The sequence below is a fragment of the Acetobacter nitrogenifigens DSM 23921 = NBRC 105050 genome (assembly GCF_000429165.1).
GTDB classification, from domain to species: domain Bacteria; phylum Pseudomonadota; class Alphaproteobacteria; order Acetobacterales; family Acetobacteraceae; genus Acetobacter; species Acetobacter nitrogenifigens.
Window position 1 is genome coordinate 56,823 of sequence record NZ_AUBI01000003.1, and the last position, 20,024, is coordinate 76,846.

General features: G+C 61.0%; 14 protein-coding genes. 8 read left to right on the plus strand and 6 right to left on the minus strand.

The annotated features are described in order from the left end of the window. Positions 1–7 precede the first annotated feature (7 nt). The gene (locus tag G442_RS0105085; RefSeq protein WP_026397115.1) at positions 8–574 is read left to right on the plus strand and encodes a GNAT family N-acetyltransferase; all 567 of its coding nucleotides are present in this window, start codon (positions 8–10) and stop codon (positions 572–574) included. 231 nt (positions 575–805) lie between these two features. Here G442_RS0105085 and G442_RS0105095 read toward each other — a convergent pair whose 3' ends face one another. Both G442_RS0105095 and G442_RS20960 read right to left on the minus strand, forming a co-directional pair. Continuing rightward, positions 806–1,660 (minus strand): aldo/keto reductase, encoded by an 855-nt coding sequence (locus G442_RS0105095; protein WP_026397116.1) that lies wholly within the window; start codon positions 1,658–1,660, stop codon positions 806–808. A gap of 105 nt (positions 1,661–1,765) precedes the next feature. Continuing rightward, complete coding sequence (locus G442_RS20960; protein WP_084440375.1) at positions 1,766–3,055, minus strand: glycosyltransferase family 4 protein; 1,290 nt, start codon at positions 3,053–3,055, stop codon at positions 1,766–1,768. Between the two features lie 105 nt (positions 3,056–3,160). Between G442_RS20960 and G442_RS20965 the strand changes: the two genes are divergently transcribed. From G442_RS20965 to G442_RS0105135, 6 genes are all read left to right on the plus strand, one after another. Beyond that, complete coding sequence (locus tag G442_RS20965) at positions 3,161–4,201, plus strand: tetratricopeptide repeat protein (RefSeq protein ID WP_051291949.1); 1,041 nt, start codon at positions 3,161–3,163, stop codon at positions 4,199–4,201. A 9-nt stretch (positions 4,202–4,210) separates the two neighbouring features. Beyond that, positions 4,211–5,143, plus strand: a complete 933-nt coding sequence (locus tag G442_RS0105110) for a glycosyltransferase family 9 protein (RefSeq protein WP_174766891.1) — start codon at positions 4,211–4,213, stop codon at positions 5,141–5,143. A gap of 64 nt (positions 5,144–5,207) precedes the next feature. Next, on the plus strand, positions 5,208–7,136 hold the full coding sequence (thrS, locus tag G442_RS0105115) for a threonine--tRNA ligase (protein ID WP_026397118.1): 1,929 nt from the start codon (positions 5,208–5,210) through the stop codon (positions 7,134–7,136). Positions 7,137–7,656: 520 nt separating this feature from the next. Further along, positions 7,657–9,225: a serine hydrolase gene (locus tag G442_RS0105125; RefSeq protein WP_246789338.1), complete on the plus strand. Its 1,569-nt coding sequence runs from the start codon at positions 7,657–7,659 to the stop codon at positions 9,223–9,225. Next, positions 9,225–10,409 carry a serine hydrolase domain-containing protein gene (locus G442_RS0105130; RefSeq protein WP_084440376.1) on the plus strand — a complete coding sequence of 395 codons (1,185 nt, stop codon included), beginning with the start codon at positions 9,225–9,227 and terminating at the stop codon, positions 10,407–10,409. The genes G442_RS0105125 and G442_RS0105130 overlap by 1 nt, the downstream gene beginning before the upstream one ends. A 507-nt stretch (positions 10,410–10,916) precedes the next feature. After that, positions 10,917–13,286 carry a TonB-dependent receptor gene (locus tag G442_RS0105135; protein ID WP_371863409.1) on the plus strand — a complete coding sequence of 790 codons (2,370 nt, stop codon included), beginning with the start codon at positions 10,917–10,919 and terminating at the stop codon, positions 13,284–13,286. Positions 13,287–13,447: 161 nt separating this feature from the next. Here the strand turns inward: G442_RS0105135 and G442_RS0105140 are convergent, their stop codons facing one another. Then, positions 13,448–15,535, minus strand: coding sequence for a CocE/NonD family hydrolase (locus G442_RS0105140; RefSeq protein WP_307188543.1), 2,088 nt, complete (start codon positions 15,533–15,535; stop codon positions 13,448–13,450). A gap of 223 nt (positions 15,536–15,758) precedes the next feature. Here G442_RS0105140 and G442_RS0105145 point away from each other — a divergent pair, with 223 nt between their 5' ends. Beyond that, complete coding sequence (locus tag G442_RS0105145; RefSeq protein WP_026397123.1) at positions 15,759–16,997, plus strand: lipase family protein; 1,239 nt, start codon at positions 15,759–15,761, stop codon at positions 16,995–16,997. Between the two features lie 354 nt (positions 16,998–17,351). Here G442_RS0105145 and folE read toward each other — a convergent pair whose 3' ends face one another. The 3 genes from folE to metZ all read right to left on the minus strand — a co-directional run bounded on the left by folE (position 17,352) and on the right by metZ (position 19,948). Then, complete coding sequence (gene folE, locus G442_RS0105150) at positions 17,352–17,975, minus strand: GTP cyclohydrolase I FolE (RefSeq protein ID WP_026397124.1); 624 nt, start codon at positions 17,973–17,975, stop codon at positions 17,352–17,354. A 92-nt stretch (positions 17,976–18,067) separates the two neighbouring features. After that, a complete protein-coding gene (apaG, locus tag G442_RS0105155; RefSeq protein WP_026397125.1) occupies positions 18,068–18,544 on the minus strand; it encodes a Co2+/Mg2+ efflux protein ApaG in 477 nt (158 codons plus the stop codon). A gap of 171 nt (positions 18,545–18,715) precedes the next feature. Continuing rightward, on the minus strand, positions 18,716–19,948 hold the full coding sequence (gene metZ, locus G442_RS0105160) for an O-succinylhomoserine sulfhydrylase (RefSeq protein ID WP_026397126.1): 1,233 nt from the start codon (positions 19,946–19,948) through the stop codon (positions 18,716–18,718). Positions 19,949–20,024 lie beyond the last annotated feature (76 nt).

A 20,024-nucleotide genomic window follows, 5' to 3' on the forward strand; every position in this document is an offset into this window, starting at 1 on the left:
CTTTTCGTTGTCAGATTGGAATGCCGCCTCTTCAAGTCTTCTGGTGAGGGCCGGACGCGAAACAGATGCGCCGTTGCTTCCCGATGTCGAGCGATCAGCCGCACAGGCGTTTCTTCAGGTTCCGGGGTTGGAATGGATTGCCGCCGATGATGTAACGTCGGAGGCCGAGCATCGTGCAGCCATCCGCGCCGGGGCGAGTTGGGTCGCAGAAATTTCGCGCGAACTGGTGGGGTTCGCTGTCGCCACCGAGGTCGGCGACGCCCTTCATCTGGAGGAATTGTCGGTGCGTTTCGACGCGCAGGGCAGGGGCGTTGGCGCCGCCCTTATGCGAAACGTGATCGACTTCGCCGTTTTACGCAGACGATCGGTCGTCACATTGACGACTTTTCGTGACCTGCCGTTCAATGAGGCATTCTATTCGCGCTTTGGTTTTTTGACGCTGACGCGAGATCGGCTTTCCGCACGATTACGCGACATCCTCTCGCAGGAGGAGTTGCTGGGGATGCCGCCTGATCGGCGATGCGCGATGTCGTTGAACTTGGAGAGGGAGAAGCCGGGTGGGGGCGAAAGGTGACGTGGCGTCGGTGAGGGCTCGGTTGGCGCGCATCCTGCGCGTCTTCGCTTTGGCTGGCGCTGTTTGCGGTCTTCTCCTGTTCTTTTTTGGAAAAAAGGATCAAGAAGCAATTGGTTATGTGAAGACATCCTGCTGGAAATATTTGCCTGAGCAGTAAGGGGCTTTTGACCCCTCAAGATCGAGATCGGACATCGGTCGAAAACCCGAATCCTTAATCAGGCCAAAATATCTTTAGATCATTTCCAGAGGCACGGCTTTTCTGGGCGGCGGAAACGCCGTGTCGAGAGCAGCAAGATCGTCATCCGACAGTGTTATTTCCTGCGCAGCGATGTTCTGGCGCTGATGCCTCACCGTCGCAGCTTTCGGGATGGCGATGACGTTCGAACGACGCAGAACCCACGCCAGCGCAATCTGAGCAGGGGTCGCCTGTCCGAGCGACGTCGTGTGCTTTCTGGCGATATCGGCCAGTGTTTCATTGCGAAGAAGAATGCCGCCCTGACCGATGGGGGAGTAAGCCATCGTCGCAACGTTGCGCTGCGCGTCCTCACCCAGAAGATCGAACTCAACGCCGCGGTGGTCGAGGCTGTATAGTATCTGGTTGCTTACGCACTTTTCGCCCTGATCGACGCTGAAAAGTTCGCCCATGTCGTCGATGTCGAAGTTGGAGACGCCCCAGTCGCGGATCAGCCCCTCTTCGCGCAGGCGCTCGAACCCTTCGATGGTCTCGTTCAAAGGGATCGAGGAACGCCAGTGCAGCAGGTAGAGGTCGATGTAATCGGTCCTGAGTTGTTCCAGAGAAGCGCGGCAACTTTGTGCGACGCCGCGCTTCGATGCGTTGGAGGGTAGAACCTTCGTGACAAGATAGACGTCGCTGCGACGCCCCCGGATGGCCTCGCCCACCAGGTCTTCCGACCGTCCATTCCCATACATTTCAGCCGTGTCTATGACGCGCAGCCCGAGATCCAGCCCGGTCCGAATGCTCTCGATTTCCTCTATGCGGCGTAGGGGGTCGTCGCCCATGTTCCACGCACCCATGCCGAGCGCCGGGACTTCAACGCCATTTTTGAGCTTGACCGTTTTTGTCATGACCCGACCTCCATGCCCCGAACGCCATGTGCCGACGATCGTTCCTCGCCGACTACGCTGCCGACGATGACTGCTGTGTGATCAACGCGCCGATTTCAGGCGACGTCAATAAACCTGACCGGGGACGATCTGGGTGGTGAAGGCGGGCGTTGCGACGTTCTCGCGCGCATCGACGCCGATGTTGGTGTGATTCCCGGCGTCGCCCGACAGCGTGGCGTCCCACGTCTCTACAAATTGTGAACGAAGAATTTCGTCGTATACCGCCAACGTTGCGCGCTGCATGGTTTCGGTCGTGTAGTGCGCCAGAACGTTCTGACGCGCGTGCTCGCCCATCGCTGCGCGCTGCTCGGGCGTTGCGGACAGCGCGCCTGCCAGCATTTCCGCGAAGGCGCGGGCGTCTCCCGGAGGGAACAGCAAGCCGGTTTCGCCGTGCGTCACCGTCTCCATGGCGGCGCCGTGAGCCGCTACGATGACCGGACGCGCCATAGCCTGCGCCTCGACCACCACGCGGCCGAACGGCTCCGGGCGGAGCGAGGGCACAACGGCGACCTCAGCGAGAGCAAGGGCTGCAGCCATGTCCGAACAATGACCGCCAAATCGCACGCGGTTGGTCAGGTCAAGCGAGGCCGCCTTGGCGCCGAGGCGCTCTGCGAATGCGTTGTCGCGGGCTCCGTCGCCGACGAACACGCAGACCCAATTCCGGTCAGTCCAGTTTTCCCGCGCCATGATCGCCAGCGCGTCGAGCGTCAACGCCTGTCCTTTCCATTCGGTCAGGCGGCCGGGCATCAGAATGACGGCCTGATCTGCGGCTACGTTCCATGCCTCGGCGAGGTTCTGGATACGGTCGCCGCGAACCAGCGCCGGATTGAAATGCCGGGTGTCTGCGCCGCGCGGTATGACACGCAGGCGATCCGGTCCGACGCCGTAGTCGCGGGACAGGCGTTGGGCGATGTAGTCGCTGATGGCGATGACCCGTTCGCCTGATGCGAGAACGGAGTTGTAGGTTTTTTTGCCCGGAAATTTCTCATGGTGAACGCCGTGCCATGTCGTCACGAAATGCGTCTTCGTTGATCTGCAGGCGAGGCGCGCGGCCCAGGCAGGGGCGCGTGAACGCGCATGCACAAGCGTCACGCCCTCGGCGGCGATGAGGGCCTTGAGCCGCCGTGCGTTGCGAAGAATGCCCAAAGGCGACTTGTCGCCGAGCCTGAGCGAGATGTGGCGTCCGCCTAAATATTCCACCCGTGGAACGAGTCGCCCTTCGGCGCTCGCCACGAGAGCTCTTCCGCCAGCCTGAGCGATGGCTTCGACCATCTCCAAGGCTCCCCGTTCCACGCCGCCTGCGTCAAGCGACGGAAGTACTTGCAGAATCACAGGACGATAAGCGGAGGCAGTCATCACGTTCGATCCTTAGCACGCTCTGGCGCGTGCTGCATCCGCTGTGCGGTGAAGGGTTAACACTTTATTGATTCTTCGTCTCGCGGCGGGAGGCCCGCTGCGATCGTGCTTGACCGGAAGGCGGCGGACGCGGTCAATTGCGGCATGGCCGTTTGTTCTTCGCCGATCCGCCAGAGCGTGACCGGTCTCCCCGCCTTCGGGGGGAGCGCTGCGCGTTCGCTCGCGGTTCTGCCTATTTTGGGCGCTCTGAGCGGCCAACCGGCGCAGGCGGCTCGCCCATCGCACGCGCCGCAGCCGCCCTTCGTCTTCTCCGAATGCGCGGCCCTTCTGGACGACGACCCGGAACAGACATCCGATTATATAGCCTCCCATCGCGTCGCGGGGCGTGAGCGGGCGGCGAAACGTTGCGAAGCTCTGGCGCAAGTGAATATGGGCGACCCTGCGGCCGCCGCAGCGATTCTCGACGATCTGGCGCGCAGCGGCTCAGCGGCGGTGGATACCGATCCGGACGCGTCTAGGGCCGCTGCCGCCACCGACGCCGCGCGAGCCTGGCTCGCGGCGGGGCGTCCTTCACGAGCGGAAGCGTCGGCGGCTTTCGGGCTAGGGCTCGCCCCGACATCGACGCCTCTGCGTCTGGTGCGCGATCGGGCCCTGTTGCGGCTGGGGCGGAGCGAGGAAGTCCTGTCGGATGTTTCCTCGATACCGTCCGACGCTGCGAACCTGCCGGATACGCGCCTGTTGCGCGCGACGGCGGAGCGCATGCTCGGCAGATTGCGGGCGGCCCACGTCGATATCGCCGCCGCCGCCGCCGCTTCTCCGGACGATCCATCTATATTGCTGGAGAGAGGTGTGATCCGGCAGCGTCTGGGCGACGGTCTGGGGGCGCGTCAGGACTGGGAACGTGTGGTCGAACTGGCTCCCGATACGCACGAGGGGGATTCTGCGAATCAGGATCTGACGCTGCTGGCGTCCGACCCGGATACGGCGTTGGGTCCGACCAGTTCAGCGCCAGCGACTGCCTCGCCTGCGCCGGTCGGGTCTGCCGTGCGAACCACCACTCCGCCGTCGACTGCCGTTTCGCGCTCTCCAGCGGCACCGACTCTGCGTCGAGACGCGGACAATATGTCGCTGAAACCAGCGCCCTGAGATGTTTTCGTGGTGACGGCTGTGCAATGCGCCAGTGCGCCCGCGCGCATTCTGGTCATCAAACTGGGCGCCTTGGGCGATTTCGTACAGGCGTTTCCCGCCTTCGCCGCGATCCGGGCGCATCATCCTGATGCGGCGATCACGCTGCTGAGCACGCGGCCTTTCCTTGAGCTCGCCGCCGCCAGCCCATGGTTCGATGCAATCGAAATCGACACCCGCCCAAAATTGTTCGATCGCCGTGGAATGGACCGCCTGCGTGTCGCGTTACGGGGATTCGACCAGGTCTACGATCTGCAGACGTCCAATCGATCGAGTTGGTATTACCCTCTGGCGGGACGTCCTCCGTGGTCGGGTATTGCTCGCGGCGCGAGCCTGCTCCACGCCAATCCATTTCGTAATGAAATGCATACCCGCACGCGACAGCGCGATCAGCTTCGTATGGCGGGCTTGCCTGACGTTCCGTCGCCCGACCTGAACTGGCTGGCGGCCCGCGGACCAATGATCGAGGACGATTATGCTCTGATCGTACCGGGCGCCGCGCCGCATCGACCGGGAAAACGCTGGGCCGCACAAGGTTTTGGCCGTACCGCTAGTGTGCTGGCGGACAGGGGGGTGCTGCCCGTGATTGTCGGTTCAACTGACGACGCTCCGCTGGCGCATGTTATCCGTGAGGCTTGCCCGGAGGCGCTCGATCTGACCGGGAAGACGAGCCTTCCCGATCTCGCCGGTCTGGCGGCGCGAGCGTCACTCGCAATAGGCAACGATACCGGTCCCATGCATCTTGCTGCTGCAATGGGGGCCCGTTGCGTCGCGCTATTTTCTTCGGAAAGCGATCCGGGCCTGACCGCCCCTCTTGGCATGCGGCCGGGACAGGTCACTGTGATCCGCGTAAACGATATGGCGACTCTTTCGGTCGATAGGGTTGTCTCCGCCCTCGGCTGACGCCATTACAGTGGCCCCCGGCGTCATGCGTCGTGGGTTTCAATCATGTACCGGAGCTTGAACCATGCTTGCCATCACCCTGCCCGACGGAACCGTGCGCCGCTATGACGGACCGGTGACGGGCACGGAGATCGCCGCGTCGATCGGCCCGGGACTCGCCAAGGCGGCGCTCGCTATCGAGGTCGATGGAAAGCTGCGCGACATGGCGCTGCCGGTCGAAGCGGACGCTGCGATCCGCTTCGTGACCCGCAAGGACGAAGCCGCGCTGGAGATGATCCGCCATGACGCCGCCCATGTGCTGGCCGAGGCCGTGCAGTCTCTGTATCCCGGCACTCAGGTCACCATCGGCCCGTCCATCGAAAACGGCTTCTATTACGATTTCTATCGCAACGAACCGTTCACGCCGGACGATTTCGCCGCCATCGAAGCGCGGATGCGCGAGATTGTTACGGCGAACGCTTCGTTCGTGCGCGAAGTATGGCCCCGTGACGAGGCGATAGCGTTTTTCGAGGCGCGCGGAGAGCGCTTCAAGGCTGAACTGATCCGCGATCTGCCGGAGGACGAGCAGATCTCGATCTACCGTCAGGGCGAATGGCTCGATCTGTGCCGCGGTCCGCATCTGCGCGGCACGGCGGATGTCGGGAACGCCTTCAAGCTGATGAAGGTGGCGGGCGCCTACTGGCGCGGCGACCATCGCAACCCGATGCTGACCCGCATCTACGGCACCGCCTGGCGCGATCAGAAGGAGCTGGACGCTCATCTGCTGCAGCTTGAAGAAGCGGAGCGTCGTGACCATCGCCGGATCGGCAAGGAGATGGATCTCTTCCATATTCAGGAAGAAGCCGTCGGGCAGGTGTTCTGGCACGCGAAGGGCTGGCGTCTGTACACCGTATTGCAGGATTACATGCGCCGCGCCCAGGTCCGCGCCGGGTATGACGAGGTGCGCACCCCGCAACTTGTCGACCGCTCGCTGTGGGAAGCTTCGGGTCATTGGGACAAATATCGCCACCACATGTTCATCGCGACGGTCGAGGACGAGGACAAGACCCTCGCCCTCAAGCCGATGAACTGCCCGTGCCATGTGCAGATTTTCCGCCATGGCTTGCGCTCCTACCGCGAATTGCCGCTGCGTATGGCGGAATTCGGCGGCTGTCACCGTTATGAACCCTCTGGCGCGCTCCACGGCATCATGCGCGTGCGCGGATTCACGCAGGACGACGGGCACATTTTCTGCACCGAAGCCCAGATCGCCGATGAGACGGTCCGCTTCGTCGCGATGCTCGCCGACGTTTATCGCGATCTCGGGTTCGAGCAGTTCCGGGTGAAATACGCCGACCGGCCGGAAGCAAGCGCCGGGTCGGACGAGGCGTGGGAGAGGGCGCAGAGCGCGCTGATCGACGCCTGCCGCATCGCGGGCGTAGAATACGAGCATAACCCGGGCGAAGGCGCCTTCTACGGCCCGAAGCTGGAGTTCGTGTTGCGCGATGCAATCGGCCGTGACTGGCAGTGCGGCACGTTGCAGGTGGATATGGTGCTTCCGGAGCGTCTGGACGCATCCTACGTCGGAGAGGACAGCGCGCGCCATCGTCCGGTGATGCTGCATCGCGCCATTCTGGGTTCGTTCGAGCGATTCATCGGAATCCTGATCGAGCAACATGCAGGCAAGTTCCCGCTCTGGCTGGCGCCGACGCAGGTTGTCGTGGCGTCCATCGTCTCGGACGCCGAACCCTATGCGCTCGAAGTCGTGGAGACGCTGCGCAAGGCCGGTCTCGTCGTTGAAGCGGATGTCCGTAACGAGAAGATCAACGCGAAGATCCGCGAGCACAGTCTTGCGCGCGTTCCGGTCATCCTGGTGGTCGGCCGTAAGGAAGCCGAGGCCCGGACGGTCGCCATGCGCCGTCTTGGTGGGGCGGAGCAGCAGGTGCTGTCTCTCGCCGAAGCCGCCGATGTGCTGGCTCAGGAAGCAACGCCTCCCGATCTGCGTCGCGCCTGAGCGCTAAGCGCCGGTAGAGCCGCCATACGTCCGGATTTTTTCGATCCGGCGTATGGCGACTGCCAGATTGCGCGCGAACCGCCTTGATGCAGGCGGTCTCAACCCGTTTGAGTGCGGCGGCCCTCCCTTCAACTTGGGAGGGAGATGCCACCATTTGTCAGCGGGAAGAACACATGCAGCGCGCCCCGAAGTCTCGCCTGCGGATGCAGCAGCTATAGACTGGGGCGAGAAGGGCGCAATGCAATCACGGCAACGTCGGTTACTGCGGACTGCAGGCAGCTTGACGCGTGTGGCTGTGCGTGCCGTCTGACACGGCCTGTTTGCCGCCACGCCCAACCGCTACCGACATGAATGCCGAAAATAGAGAGACAGCCGCGTTTCGCGATGGGCGACCGCGTGGTTTCATGCTCTATCTTTTCGGAATCGTGACGTTTGAGGGGCGGTCGTAAAACTCAACATGAAAACAAATTCGTTTTTTCAGTGGGTGAATCTCCGTTCCAGAGAGCTTTTGGCCGTCGCAGTGACAGCGGGTGCACCCTGCGCCACTGCCGCGCCTACGCATGCCGCGACCGGGCAGGCGGGGCTTCCCCCGGGTTTGACTGCGGCAATCATCGACACGACGGTCGAACGTACGCGACAGGCGTTCGACGTTCCCGGAATCGCCATTGGCATTGTGCATGATGGCAAGATCGTCTTCACCCGCGGCTATGGGCGTCGTGCAGAAGACAGGGCAAGTCCGGCGGTGGACGCCCGTACCCTCTTCGCGATCGGTTCCAACAGCAAGGAATTCACAACCACGGCGCTTTCCGTGCTGGTCGACGAGGGCAAGTTGCGATGGGACGACCGCGTTATCGATCATTTGCCTGAATTTCGCGTATCGGATCCATGGATCACACGCGATTTTCGGATTTCCGACCTGCTGACCCATCACAGTGGCATGGGGCTGGGGACGGGCGATCTCATGCTGTTTTCCCATAGCACGTTCACCCGCAGGGAGGTCCTCGCGGCGTTGCCCTATATGCCGTTCACCGCTCCGTTCAGGACTACATACGCCTATAACAACCTGCTTTACGTCGTTGCGGGCGCCGTGATCGAACGCGTGAGTGGGCAAAGCTGGGAAGAGTTTTTGCAGTCGCGTCTGATCGACGCTGCGGGCCTGCCCGCATGTCAGAGCACGCCGCCGACCCGGGACGAGGCCGACGTCGCGACCGGGCAGGGGGAAGGCGGCCCCTTGCCCGTACGCGAAGGATTGCGTCTGCCCGCCGTGGCGCCTGCTGGCGGCGTGTGGTGCAGTGCGGATGGCGTTAGTCGCTGGGCGCAGATCTATCTCAACGGCGGCGTTACGCCGGAGGGCAAGACGATCTTCAGCCGCGCCCGACGCGATGAGGTCTGGGCGCCGCACGCTTTGCTGCCGCTGCCTGATACGGCGGAGGCGACGAAAACGCATTTCCGGGCTTACGGATATGGCTGGTTCATCGAAGATTTTTACGGACAACGGCGCGTCTGGCACACCGGCACGATCAACGGCATGGTCAGCTATGTGAATTTCCTGCCCGAACTCGGGACCGCGATTGTCGTTCTGACCAATCACGACGATCACAACGCAACCTATTCAATAGCGACGACCCTGAGTTCCTACGTTGTGAAGGGCGGAAGCGACGACTGGATCGGGCATTGGAAAAGGGAAGAGGACGCGAAGAAAGCGGCGAACGCTGAGCAGGCGTCGGCCCGCGGTCCCGGCTCTCCCGCTCGGCCTTTTCATCAACTTTCGCAGGATGAACAGCGAGAGTATCTCGGCGCCTATCGCGACGACTGGCGCGGCGATATTTTCGTCACAAGGCGTGGAGGAGACCTGCGGCTGACATTCTCGAAAGCTGATGGGTTGGCGGGAACATTATCGGCCCTGCCGCACGATCTGTTTGTCGCGCGTTGGGACATTCGCGGTCAGGATGGAGAGGACGATTGCTACGTGCAGTTCGAGCGCGATGTCGAAGGTAAAATTACAGGAATGAAGATGCGGCTTTTAGGATCGGATTTCAGCTTTGACGCTCAGGATCTGCATCCGCGCAAGATTTCGGACCATTCGTGATGGAGCGCGCAGTGAATCAGGAGCGCCGTCTGGCGCTGCGTACGGTCGGCCTGCTGACGTCCGGAGCGCTGCTTGCAGGTTGTGTGTCCCGCGTGCGTGAGACGCCGCTGTTTGCTCCCGAACCGTCGTTCGCGGCGGCGGACGCCGCAGTGCGCGACGCGATCGCCACGGGCGCATGTCCTGGCGCGGTGCTGGCGGTGGGGCGGTCCGGTCGCATCGTGCACAGCGCCGTGTTCGGTCGCCGCGCCGTCACGCCAGTCGCTGAGCTGATGACCTGGGACACCGTGTTCGACATGGCGTCCCTCACCAAACCCATGATCACAGCTCTGGCGGTCATGCAACTTGTCGAGCAGGGCAGGTTGGACGTCGACCAGCCGCTCGCCCGCTACTTGCCGGATTTCGCCGCCAACCGAAAGGCGGCGATCACGCTGAGGCTGTTGCTGACGCATTATTCCGGCCTGCCGCCCGATCTCGCGCTCGACCGGCCGTGGTCGGGGCGGGCGCAGGCATGGCGCCGGGTCGTCGCAGCAACGCCGATCCATCCGCCCGGCGAGACGTTCGTTTACAGCGACATCAATTTCATAGCATTGGGTTTTCTTGTCGAACGCATCAGCGGCAGAACGCTTCCAGATTACGCCGCGACGCATATTCTGACGCCGCTGGGGATGAAGGACTCGGCCTTTTTGCCGGGGGCGTCGACGCGCGCAAGGGTGGCGCCGACCCAGTTCGACGAACACGGCGTCATGTTGCGCGGGGTCGTGCATGATCCGACGGCGCGCCGGATGGGCGGCTACGCTGGACATGCAGGGCTGTTCTCGACGGCGACGGATGTGGCCACATACGCCACGGCGCTGCTCGATCGTCGCGCCGGGCGTGACAGCCGTTTCCCGCTCGCGCGAGCGACATTGCTGATGATGACCACGCCACAGCAACCCGCCGGGCGCGCCGAACAGCGCGGGTTCGGGTGGGATATCTCGTCGCATTACGCGACTGCGCGTGGTGAACGGTTTTCGCAAGAGTCTTTCGGTCATACCGGATTTACCGGAACGTCTCTGTGGGTTGATCCAAAAAATGATTGTTTTGTGACTCTCTTAACCAACCGTGTGCACCCGGACGGCCATGGAGGGGTAGTGCGTCTGCGTAAGGATGTGGCGACGGCCGTAGCGAGGGCGCTTTCGATCTGAGCTTGCGTGAAGCTGCACTACGGGCACTTGTTGAGAGCAGCTCATTTCGGTCGAATATGATTTTCTGTATATCGAAAAAATTGCAATGCGGAGAATCTGACGGCGGCTGGAACGCATGATCGTTCCAGCCGCCGCATGCGGCTTGTGTAATTGAAACAGGTGTGAGTCTTACGCGGCTGCCGGTATGCTTCATGGTTCGCTAATCGTCATCGTGTGCGGTTGTAATTCGATATATTTTTTATGAATGACTAGAATTCTCGTTATTCCATCGAAGGGCGGCGTTGAATTTTCCCGACTTGATCCTCTCGAACGCAACCGTATTTTCGTTGTGTTTTTTGATTTATCGAGCGCGGAACCTGATGCACGGGTGATGGGGGCGAACAGCTCTTAAGTCATTTTATGCGATCAATTCGCATTTACATCTTCGGCGCCGTGACGTAAGTCACATTCAGAAACATTGCCTCGTAGGTGTTTTGTGCGAGTTCCAAGGAGAGGGCCGAGTTTCCGATGAGTGATTTAATCCGACGTTGCGTCGCGCCGTTGTCTGTCGCGGGAACTCTGTTTGCCCTGAGCCATGCTAATGCTTCAGACACCATCGGCGCCGCTGAGCGGGAAGATGTTCCCGCCGACAAGCTGTACGACAGGAAAAATCAGAAAACGCCCACTCCCGGACGAAATTTTGAGAGCGGGGATGTGGAGAATCTGACTGTCAAAGGACATGGTTTCAACACCATGCATCAGAATCTCGGTCTGTCCAGAATGCCGCAGGACGTGCTTCATACGGCTCAGACGATCGACGTGGTGCCGCAGGAACTGATGCGCCAGCAGAACGTGAAATCTTTGGATGAGGCGCTTCGCAACGTGCCCGGCGTGACATCATCGATCGGCGAAGGCGCCGGTGGAATGAACGGCGATCAGTTTCTGATCAGGGGTTTTCAGGCCCAGAACGATATCTATGAAGATGGATTGAGGGATTTTGGCGTATATTCAAGGGATTCATTTAACCTTGAAACGGTGTCCGTCATAAAGGGACCTTCGTCGGAGGTGTTCGGCAACGGCACTACTGGCGGCGCCATTAATATGATCACGAAGTCGCCCACGCTGGCGAACCGTTACGCCGCAGAGTTCTCCGGAGGGTCGGGTAGTTATTATCGGGGAACGCTGGATGTCAACCAGAAGATAAACGATTCCACGGCTTTCCAGCTTTCAGGCATGGGCGACGAACACAACGTCGTTGGCCGCGATTATATCTACTCGCACCGTTGGGGCGTGGCGCCTTCCATCGCCTTTGGATTGGGTAAACGTGCGACGCTTGTATTGCAGTATATGCATCAGTCGGAAAACTCGATTCCGGATTTCGGCGTTCCGGTCGTCACGAAGCCTGGAGCGGCCTACGGCCAACCGATCACGGCATATGGTATTCGCAGAACGAATTTTTATGGAACGAGCAATGATCAGAATGCAACAAATGACAATATGGAGACGGCTCGCTTTACCTACAAATTAAATGATCACATTACGTTTTATGATGATCTTCGGGGCGGCCAATACTACCGTACCTTTGCTGCGTCGAAAGCGACTTGCGACACGACCTGCGTAGATAATTATTTTGATGGGAATGCGGCCAGCGCTCTTGTCGCGCGTTCAGGCCCCAACGGCGCCGGTAACGGAGCTGGCGCGGGCACGTATATGGCGCCTCTTCCTTACCAGCAACAGAGCTGGTCCGTTCAAAATGTCGCTTCAATGGTCGCGAATTTCAGAACTGGATTCTTGAAACACCAACTCGTGGCGGGTTTTGATCTCGAGCGTGTCAGCGATCGACGTGAGCAGTCGACATATCTGAAGGCCAAACCCTATGCGAGCCTGGTCAATCCTAATCCTTATGTAGGAAATCTTGACCTTGTATCGGGCGATTCCAACCCCGGCGGATTAGTCAATTTGGGCGGAATCGGCGCGAAGGCCAACAGCAACGGCTACGGCTTTGACACCGGATTATTTCTGTTTGACCAGATCTGGTTCACCGACTGGCTTTCGCTTAAAGGCGGTTTTCGTTGGGATCGGTGGCAGACTACGTACAATGTCACCGGAGGAGATGTCTCAAAATATCCCGACAAGCATTTTCATGACGTCAGCGGCGTATTCAATCCCAACGTAAGCCTGATCGCCACCCCGGACAGCCATCAGACCTATTACTTTACGTGGGCCAGCTCGACCACGCCCATGGGTATGTACGTCACCAACGGCTCCGTTCCGATCCGCCCGGGTACGAATTCCTTCGCCAGCCCGGAAAAGGCGCAGCTTTACGAGGTTGGCGCGAAGTACAGCCTGTTCCATGATCGTATGGGCTTCACGGCTTCATTGTTCCGTCTGGATAAAGGGAATGCTCTCAATGCGGATCCTGTGACAGGTCAAATTGAAAGTTCCTCGGACAGGCAGCGCAACCAGGGGCTCGAGCTTTCTGCCGGGGGCGTTATCCTGCCGGGCTGGAACGTGACGGCGACATATGCGCTGTACGACAGCGACACGACATCATCAGCCACTGCCGCCAATCGGGGCAAGAACGTCCAGTATGTTCCCCATAATCAGGCGACGTTCTGGACCGCTTATAACGCGTTTTCCAACAAGCCGTATAATTTCATGGTCGGCGGGGGCGTGACGTGGCGTCAGCATGTGTGGCTCAATGCGGCCAATACCGTGCGCGCGCCAGCAAATCTTGATTTCAGCGCCGTCATTTCTCACCGTTTCAACGAACACTGGAAAATTTCAATGAACGGTTACAACCTCGCCAATCACCTGAATTATCAGAGCCTCTTCTCTAACCGCGTTACGCCGTCTGCAGGCCGTATGTTCCTGGGCGAACTGAGCATGGTTTACTGAACGTTTAGCAATATGCAGTAGTCGCACGGCATATCGAGTCCGTGCGACGTCATAGTATTTCTAACTGAAGAAACTTTATTCCGTTTATTCAGGGCGATTTTCTAGATTTTTTAAGGAAGCGTTCACGTCCGCCTGAGACTCGACCGCTTCCTTGCCCCGGCTTACTTCTGAACCGGGACCTCGATCCAGCTTCCCTTCACATCAATGGAAACGGTCGCCGGTTTGTATGAATCAGCCGGCGCCAAAAAGATATTGTCGACATAACTCTGCGGGTTTCGGTCGTAGAGAGGGAACCAGCTCGACTGGATCTGCACCATAATCCGGTGGCCAGGCAAGAACGTGTGGTTCGTCATAGGCAACGGAAACTTGTACAATTGCGGGGTATTCGCCGGGACGGCCGCCGGCTTGTCGAAGCCGTTCCGATACCGGCCACGCAGGATGTCCGCGCTCACCATGAACTGGTAACCGCCCATCTCCCGCTGGTCCGCGACCTCGTCAGGATAGACGTCGATCAGCTTCACCACGAAATCGCCATCGGTTCCCGTCGTGGACGCCGTCAGATGCACGAGCGGTTCGCCGCGAAGGGTGACAGGCTGCGTCAAGACCGGAGAAGTGAAGGTAGCGACGTCCGTTCGCGCTGTAACGTTGCGCTGATCGGTCGCCAGCCAGTAAGGCCAGGGCGATCCCTCCACGCCCTTGGGGCGGATCGGCCGCGGAATATAGGGAACCGGATGCGCGGGATCGGCGACGTAGTTCACGGGACTGGCGTCCGCACCCGGCGTGCTGAAGCCCAGCCCGTGGTTCGCTTGAAAATGCAAAGCTTCACAACCGGAGGCGCAGGCGGCTGGCGGCAACGCGTCCGTTGTCTCCCATACGTTGTCCCCGGTCCGGAAACGTGTGACGCGGGCGGGCAGAGGCGTCGCAGCGTCTTTCAGGTAGTGGGCGAGGAAAGGTTCAAGAACGTTCTTGCGAAAATAATATCCTGTGTCGGAACGCAGGGCCACCGGACCCAACGTGCTCGCCGCCCTGATCTCTCCTCCATGGTTCCACGGTCCCATGACCAGATAGAGGTTGGCGCTTGATGCTGGAGAACGGTGGAGTGCGTAATAGGTCGCGAGTGCGCCGTAGATATCCTCCTGATCCCAGAGGCTGTGCACCAGCATGGTGGGGACCTTCAGGCCTTCGCTGGCGAGAATCTTGTCCATCGCCTGAGCCTGCCAGAAGGAATCGTAAGCAGGATGGGCGAGCAGGGCGCGGAAGAAGCCGATCTGCTCCATCCCGCGTGACTTGCCAACGGCGCCAGCCGATACGCCGTTCAGATAGAGGTCGTACCCGTCGTACTGGCTGGACCACCATTTTACGGTGTTCTTTGGCGTGCCGTCCTGCTCATAGACGTACGGAAGCATTTCTTCACGGAACGCCCCGTTGTGGAACCAGTCGTCTCCCATCCACCCATCCACCATGGGATTCATCGGCACAGAAACCTTCAGCGCCGGATGAGGGTGCACAAGTGCGGTCAGGGCGGTATAGCCGTCGTAGGACACGCCAATCACGCCGACCTTGCCGTTACTTTCGGGAACGTTGTGGATCAGCCACTCGATCGTGTCCCAGGTGTCGGTTGAATGATCGACCGACGTAGCGTTCAGGGGGCCGCGCATCGGGCGGTTCATGACGTAACGTCCCTCGGATTCGTATTTTCCACGCACGTCTTGCAGCACGCGGATATAGCCTCCGTCGAGGATCACGTCGGGCATGTTGTCATAACCCTGCAGGCTCGACGCCTCGTCGCCGCTCGACGTGCGCGCCGCCATCTTGTCCGCGCTGTAGGGCGTGCGGGTCATCAGCATTCCGGCGTCGTGCGCGCCCTTGGGAATGATAATGATCGTGTGCAGCTTCACGCCGTCGCGCATCGGAATCATGACGTCGCGCCGGACGTAGTTGAAACTTGAAGAATCAACCTTGAAGGTTTCTGGCATATCCGGAAACAGGCCGGTAGTCGGCGCGGCGAGCGCGGTAAGGGGAAGCGCCTGCGTCGCCAGAAGAATTTTCAATATTGCGCGTATTTTCATAAACTGTGTCCGGGAGTGGTGGGTGAATGCGAAGACGCTAAGCCGCTCGTTCGCTGACGGGCGGCCGCGCTGTTTCGTCGATGGTTGGAGAATGACGGTGACCTGTTCGAGGGGGACGCCAAGACGAGCGGACGGCAGGCCGCGCATCGATGGTCGGGAGCGGGCCAATCTGGCGGTCATGGGTGGAGATATGCTGGCACGACGTTCCCTTGGGTTGTATTCGATCTCGAAACGATAAATGTGCTGCAAAAATATTGTCAAACTACGGCGGGCGCCGATTCCGGACATTTTGCTTCACGGGGGAGGGCTGAGTCTGTTTTATGGCGGACGACGCCGCTCTCAAGACGGCGCGTCTGACGCGTAAGGAAAAACGATGCCACGCTCGTGTCCGCCCCCATCGCATATGAAAATTCCGCTCGGTTTGCGCAACGCCGCGACGACGGCCGTCGTGCTGGCGCTGGCCGCCTGCTCCGGATCGCCGGAAGAGCCGAAGGCTCCGCCGCAGGCCGCTGGTCAGTTGACGTCCTCTGAGCCGCTTCCGGCTGCGGATGCGCTGTCTGAGGCAGGGACGTCGTTGCGCATCACTTATCTTTCCACCGATGGCGTGACCGGCTCTGGTCTCGTTCCTGTAACGGGGGAAGTGTTCATTCCGTCAGGGGCGCCGCCCGCAGGGGGGTGGCCCATCGTCGCATGGGCGCATGGCACTGTAGGCGTCGCGGACTCGTGCGCGCCTTCGCAGAATCCGGTCACGCCTCGGAATCAGGCCTATCTTTCCGCATGGCTGCAGCGCGGATTCGCGATCGTCGCGACCGATTATCAGGGGCTGGGAACACCCGGCCCTCATCCGTACCTGAACGCGCGCGCCGAAGCTTACAGCGTGCTCGATTCTGTGCGGGCGGCCCTTTCGGGCGTCAAGGGCTTAAGCAACAAGGTCATGATCGTCGGGCAATCACAGGGGGCAGGGGCTGCTTTCGCCGCCGCGGCCTACGCGCCTGTCTACGCGCCCACGCTTGGCGTGAAGGGTACGGTCGCGACAGGAATTCCATATATGAGCCCCCAGATCGTTCAGGCGATGCTGGCGAACATCACGAAGGCGCAGCACGTCAAGAGCAAGGCGGCCAAGGGCGGTCACGGGAAAGTTGCGCCGTCGGGCGAGGGTGATCCAACAGTTGTCTACGCTTTGTTGCTCGGCGCGTCGCAGGCGGCGCTCGATCCCGGCTTCAAGCCGGAGACGGCGTTTACCCCGGCGGCTATGCCTTCGTTCCAGGCTGCGTCGCAGATGTGCATCGATCCTCTGTTCAAGCAGGTCGGCGCGGCGGGGCTGACGCCTGCAACGGCCTTCACGCCCGGGTTCGCGCAGGCTCTGGCGCCAACTTTCCGCGCGATGGCGTATCCGACGCTCAAGCTGGCGCAGCCGGTATTCATCGGAACCGGAACCGCAGACAAGGACGTCTCCCCGGCGTCGCAGCTCGCGCTCGTTCATGATGCGTGCGCAGCAGGCTCGACAGTGCAGGCGCATCTTTACAAGGGGCTGGCGCACTCTCCGACCTTGTTGGCGTCGCTGAAAGATTCTGCAGCTTTCACCGAAGCGGTGATGAACGACAGGCCGGTGGTCGCCGAGTGTACGCCGACGCCGAAATAGGCGAGCTTCCGGGCGAGGCGATTAAGCCCCGCCGCGCCCGGACTCAACCTGGATGGTCAAAGCGCCCCCTTCACATGGATTCGTTTGTTCAGGGGGATGAGGCGTTTTGAAATAATGAGATGGAGCATTTCCGCTGAACCGGAGTTCTGTGGAAATGCTTTCGATCATAATGCAGAGCTAGAGGCGAGACGGTCCGCTCTCTGGCGGGTCGGACAGAGCCCTCACTATCTGACGTAGTTTCTTGATCCGCGTGGAATACGTGAGGCCTTATTTCGTCGCCGCTCTGCCCAGACACGCGCGAGCGGAGCGGCTTTTCCGATATGCTGGATGTCTTTTCTTGCGAGTATCCCAGTCTCAGGCGGACAGTTCGCCAATCGTCGGGCGGTTTAGCATCGCCATCAGTTCTTTGCGCGTGTCCGAGTTTTCGCGGAACACGCCGAGCATCCGGCTGGTGACCATCGACACGCCGGGGCGGTGGACGCCGCGCGTCGTCATGCACTGGTGTCCGGCTTCGATGATGACGGCGGTGCCGTGGGGCTGCAGCACAGAGTCGATGGTGTTGGCGATCTGCGCCGTCAGACGCTCCTGAATCTGGAAGCGACGGGCGTAGGCGTCCACCAGACGCGCCAGCTTGGAAATTCCGACCACACGGCGGCGCGGCAGATAGGCGACGTGCGCGCGGCCGATGATCGGCGCCATATGGTGCTCGCAATGGCTTTCGAAACGGATATCGCGGAGCAGCACGATCTCGTCGTAATCCTCGACTTCAGAAAACGTGCGTTGCAGTAATTCTTCGGGATTGACCGCATATCCCTGAAAAAACTCTTCGTACGCGCGGGCTACCCGGGAGGGCGTGTCCAGCAGGCCCTCGCGTTCGGGGTCTTCTCCAGCCCAACTGAGGAGAACGCGGACAGCCTGTTCAGCTTCCTCGCGGGTCGGGCGGCGTGTGTTCGGGGCGGGAGACGACGTATCGGCCATTGGCGCAACTTCTTTCGGAAAATTCTCTTCACAGCGGAAGGCGCTGAGGCGTCTGTATGAAGAGGAAAAATTGGGGCGTCTGGAGCGGCGATTCAGTGAATGAGGCCCGACTGGTAGGGGCTGTCCAGACTGAAGGCGGGAATGGAAATTTCGAAACCACGTCCGGTCGCGACCTCAATCATGTGATAGGCGCCGCGCATGATGCCGCTTGGCGTATCGAGCGACGCACCGGAGGTATATTCGAAACCCGAACCGGACTCGATGACGGGTTGCTCGCCCACTACGCCCTCGCCGCGCACGTGCTCGACGTTGCCGCGCCCGTCGATGATCTCCCACGACCGCTCGAGCAGCTGCACCGACGTTGCGCCGTGGTTCTCTATCCGTATGCGGTAAGCCCAGCAGAAATTGTTTTCTTCCGGCTGGGACTGATCGTCGAGCCAAAAGGCCCGCACCTGCACCCGCAGGCCCTGAGTTGTCGCCTCGTAAGACGGAAGCGCCGCGATCGCCTCGTTCAGCGCGGCTTCGGCGTCGGCGAACGGCTTCGGGGGCATTGGCGGCCGACCGGACATGTCTGCTTCCTCCCTGATGACGACTGTCGGGCGTTCTCGCGAGCCCGGTAGGGGTTCCGATTGAAACGGCGCCACCGAACACGGGTTCGATGAATACGCTCCAACCCTTTGTTTGCAGAACGTTCTTAATCCCCTTCCGCCCGCTATGGCTGAAGGGGATGCGCTCCGCGTTCAGGCGGTATGGCTCGCCTGTCCGAGCGCCGCAACGCCCCGTTCGAGATCGGCGATCAGATCGTCTGCATCTTCAAGCCCAACCGACAGCCGGATAGCGCCGTCGGAGATGCCGAGACGGGCGCGTTCTTCCGCGCCGATTTTCATATGAGTCGTGGTCGCCGGATGCGTCGCGAGAGAGCGTGCGTCGCCCAGATTGTTGGAAATCAGCACGACGCGCAGGGCGTTAAGGAACGCGAAAGCGCCCGCTGTTCCGCCCGCGACCTCGAACGCCACCAGCGAGCCGAAGCCTGTCATCTGCCGCGCGGCGATCTCGTGCTGCGGGTGGTCTTTACGACCCGGGTACCGCACGCTGACCACGCCGGGCGCGCTGGCGAGCCAGTCCGCGACGATCGCCGCGTTGCGGGTCATGGCGTCGACACGCAACCGGAGGGTCTCCAGGCTCTTGAGCATCACCCACGCATTGAACGGCGACAGCGCATTGCCAGTGTTGCGTGTGAAGGGTTGCACAACCTCTTCGATCCATTGCTTCGATCCGAGGATGGCGCCCCCGAGCACGCGCCCCTGTCCGTCGATATGCTTGGTGCAGGAATAGACGACCACATCGGCGCCCAGAGTCAGGGGCTTCTGGTAGACCGGCGACGCGAATGCGTTGTCGACGATCACGATGGCCCCGGCCGCGTGCGCCCGTTCGGCGATGGCGCGCAGGTCGAGGACGTCGAGCATCGGATTCGACGGGCTTTCGAGCAGCACGGCTGCGGTCGGTTGGCGCAGGGCTTCGCTCCATGCGTCCAGATCGCCGCCGTCGACGAACACCGTCTCAACGCCGTATTTCGGCAGGAGACTGGCGATGATCCAATGGCAGGAGCCGAACAGGGCGCGCGACGCGACGACGCGATCGCCAGCTTTCACGTGCGCCAGCAGGGCAGAGGATACGGCGCCCATGCCGGTCGACGTGGCGATACAGGCCTCCGCGCCCTCAAGGTCGGCCAGGCGACGCTGCAGGGCGTCCACAGTGGGATTGCCGAAGCGGGAATACTGATAATGAACGGCGTCGCCGGTGAACGTGGCTGCGGCCTGCTCGGCGCTGTCGTAAGCAAAGCCGGAGGTGAGGAACAGCGCCTCGCTCGTCTCTCCGTAGGGAGAGCGTTCGACATTGGCGTGCAGCAGGCGGGTCGCCTCGCGCCATTCCTGCGAGACGTCAGGGGACCCGTTTGTGTCTGATGTGCTCATCGCGGTCTCGGTTCTTTCCTGTCCTCCGCGCGGGACGGGTGAGGGAACCTGACGCGTTGTCGCCCCCACGCGGATC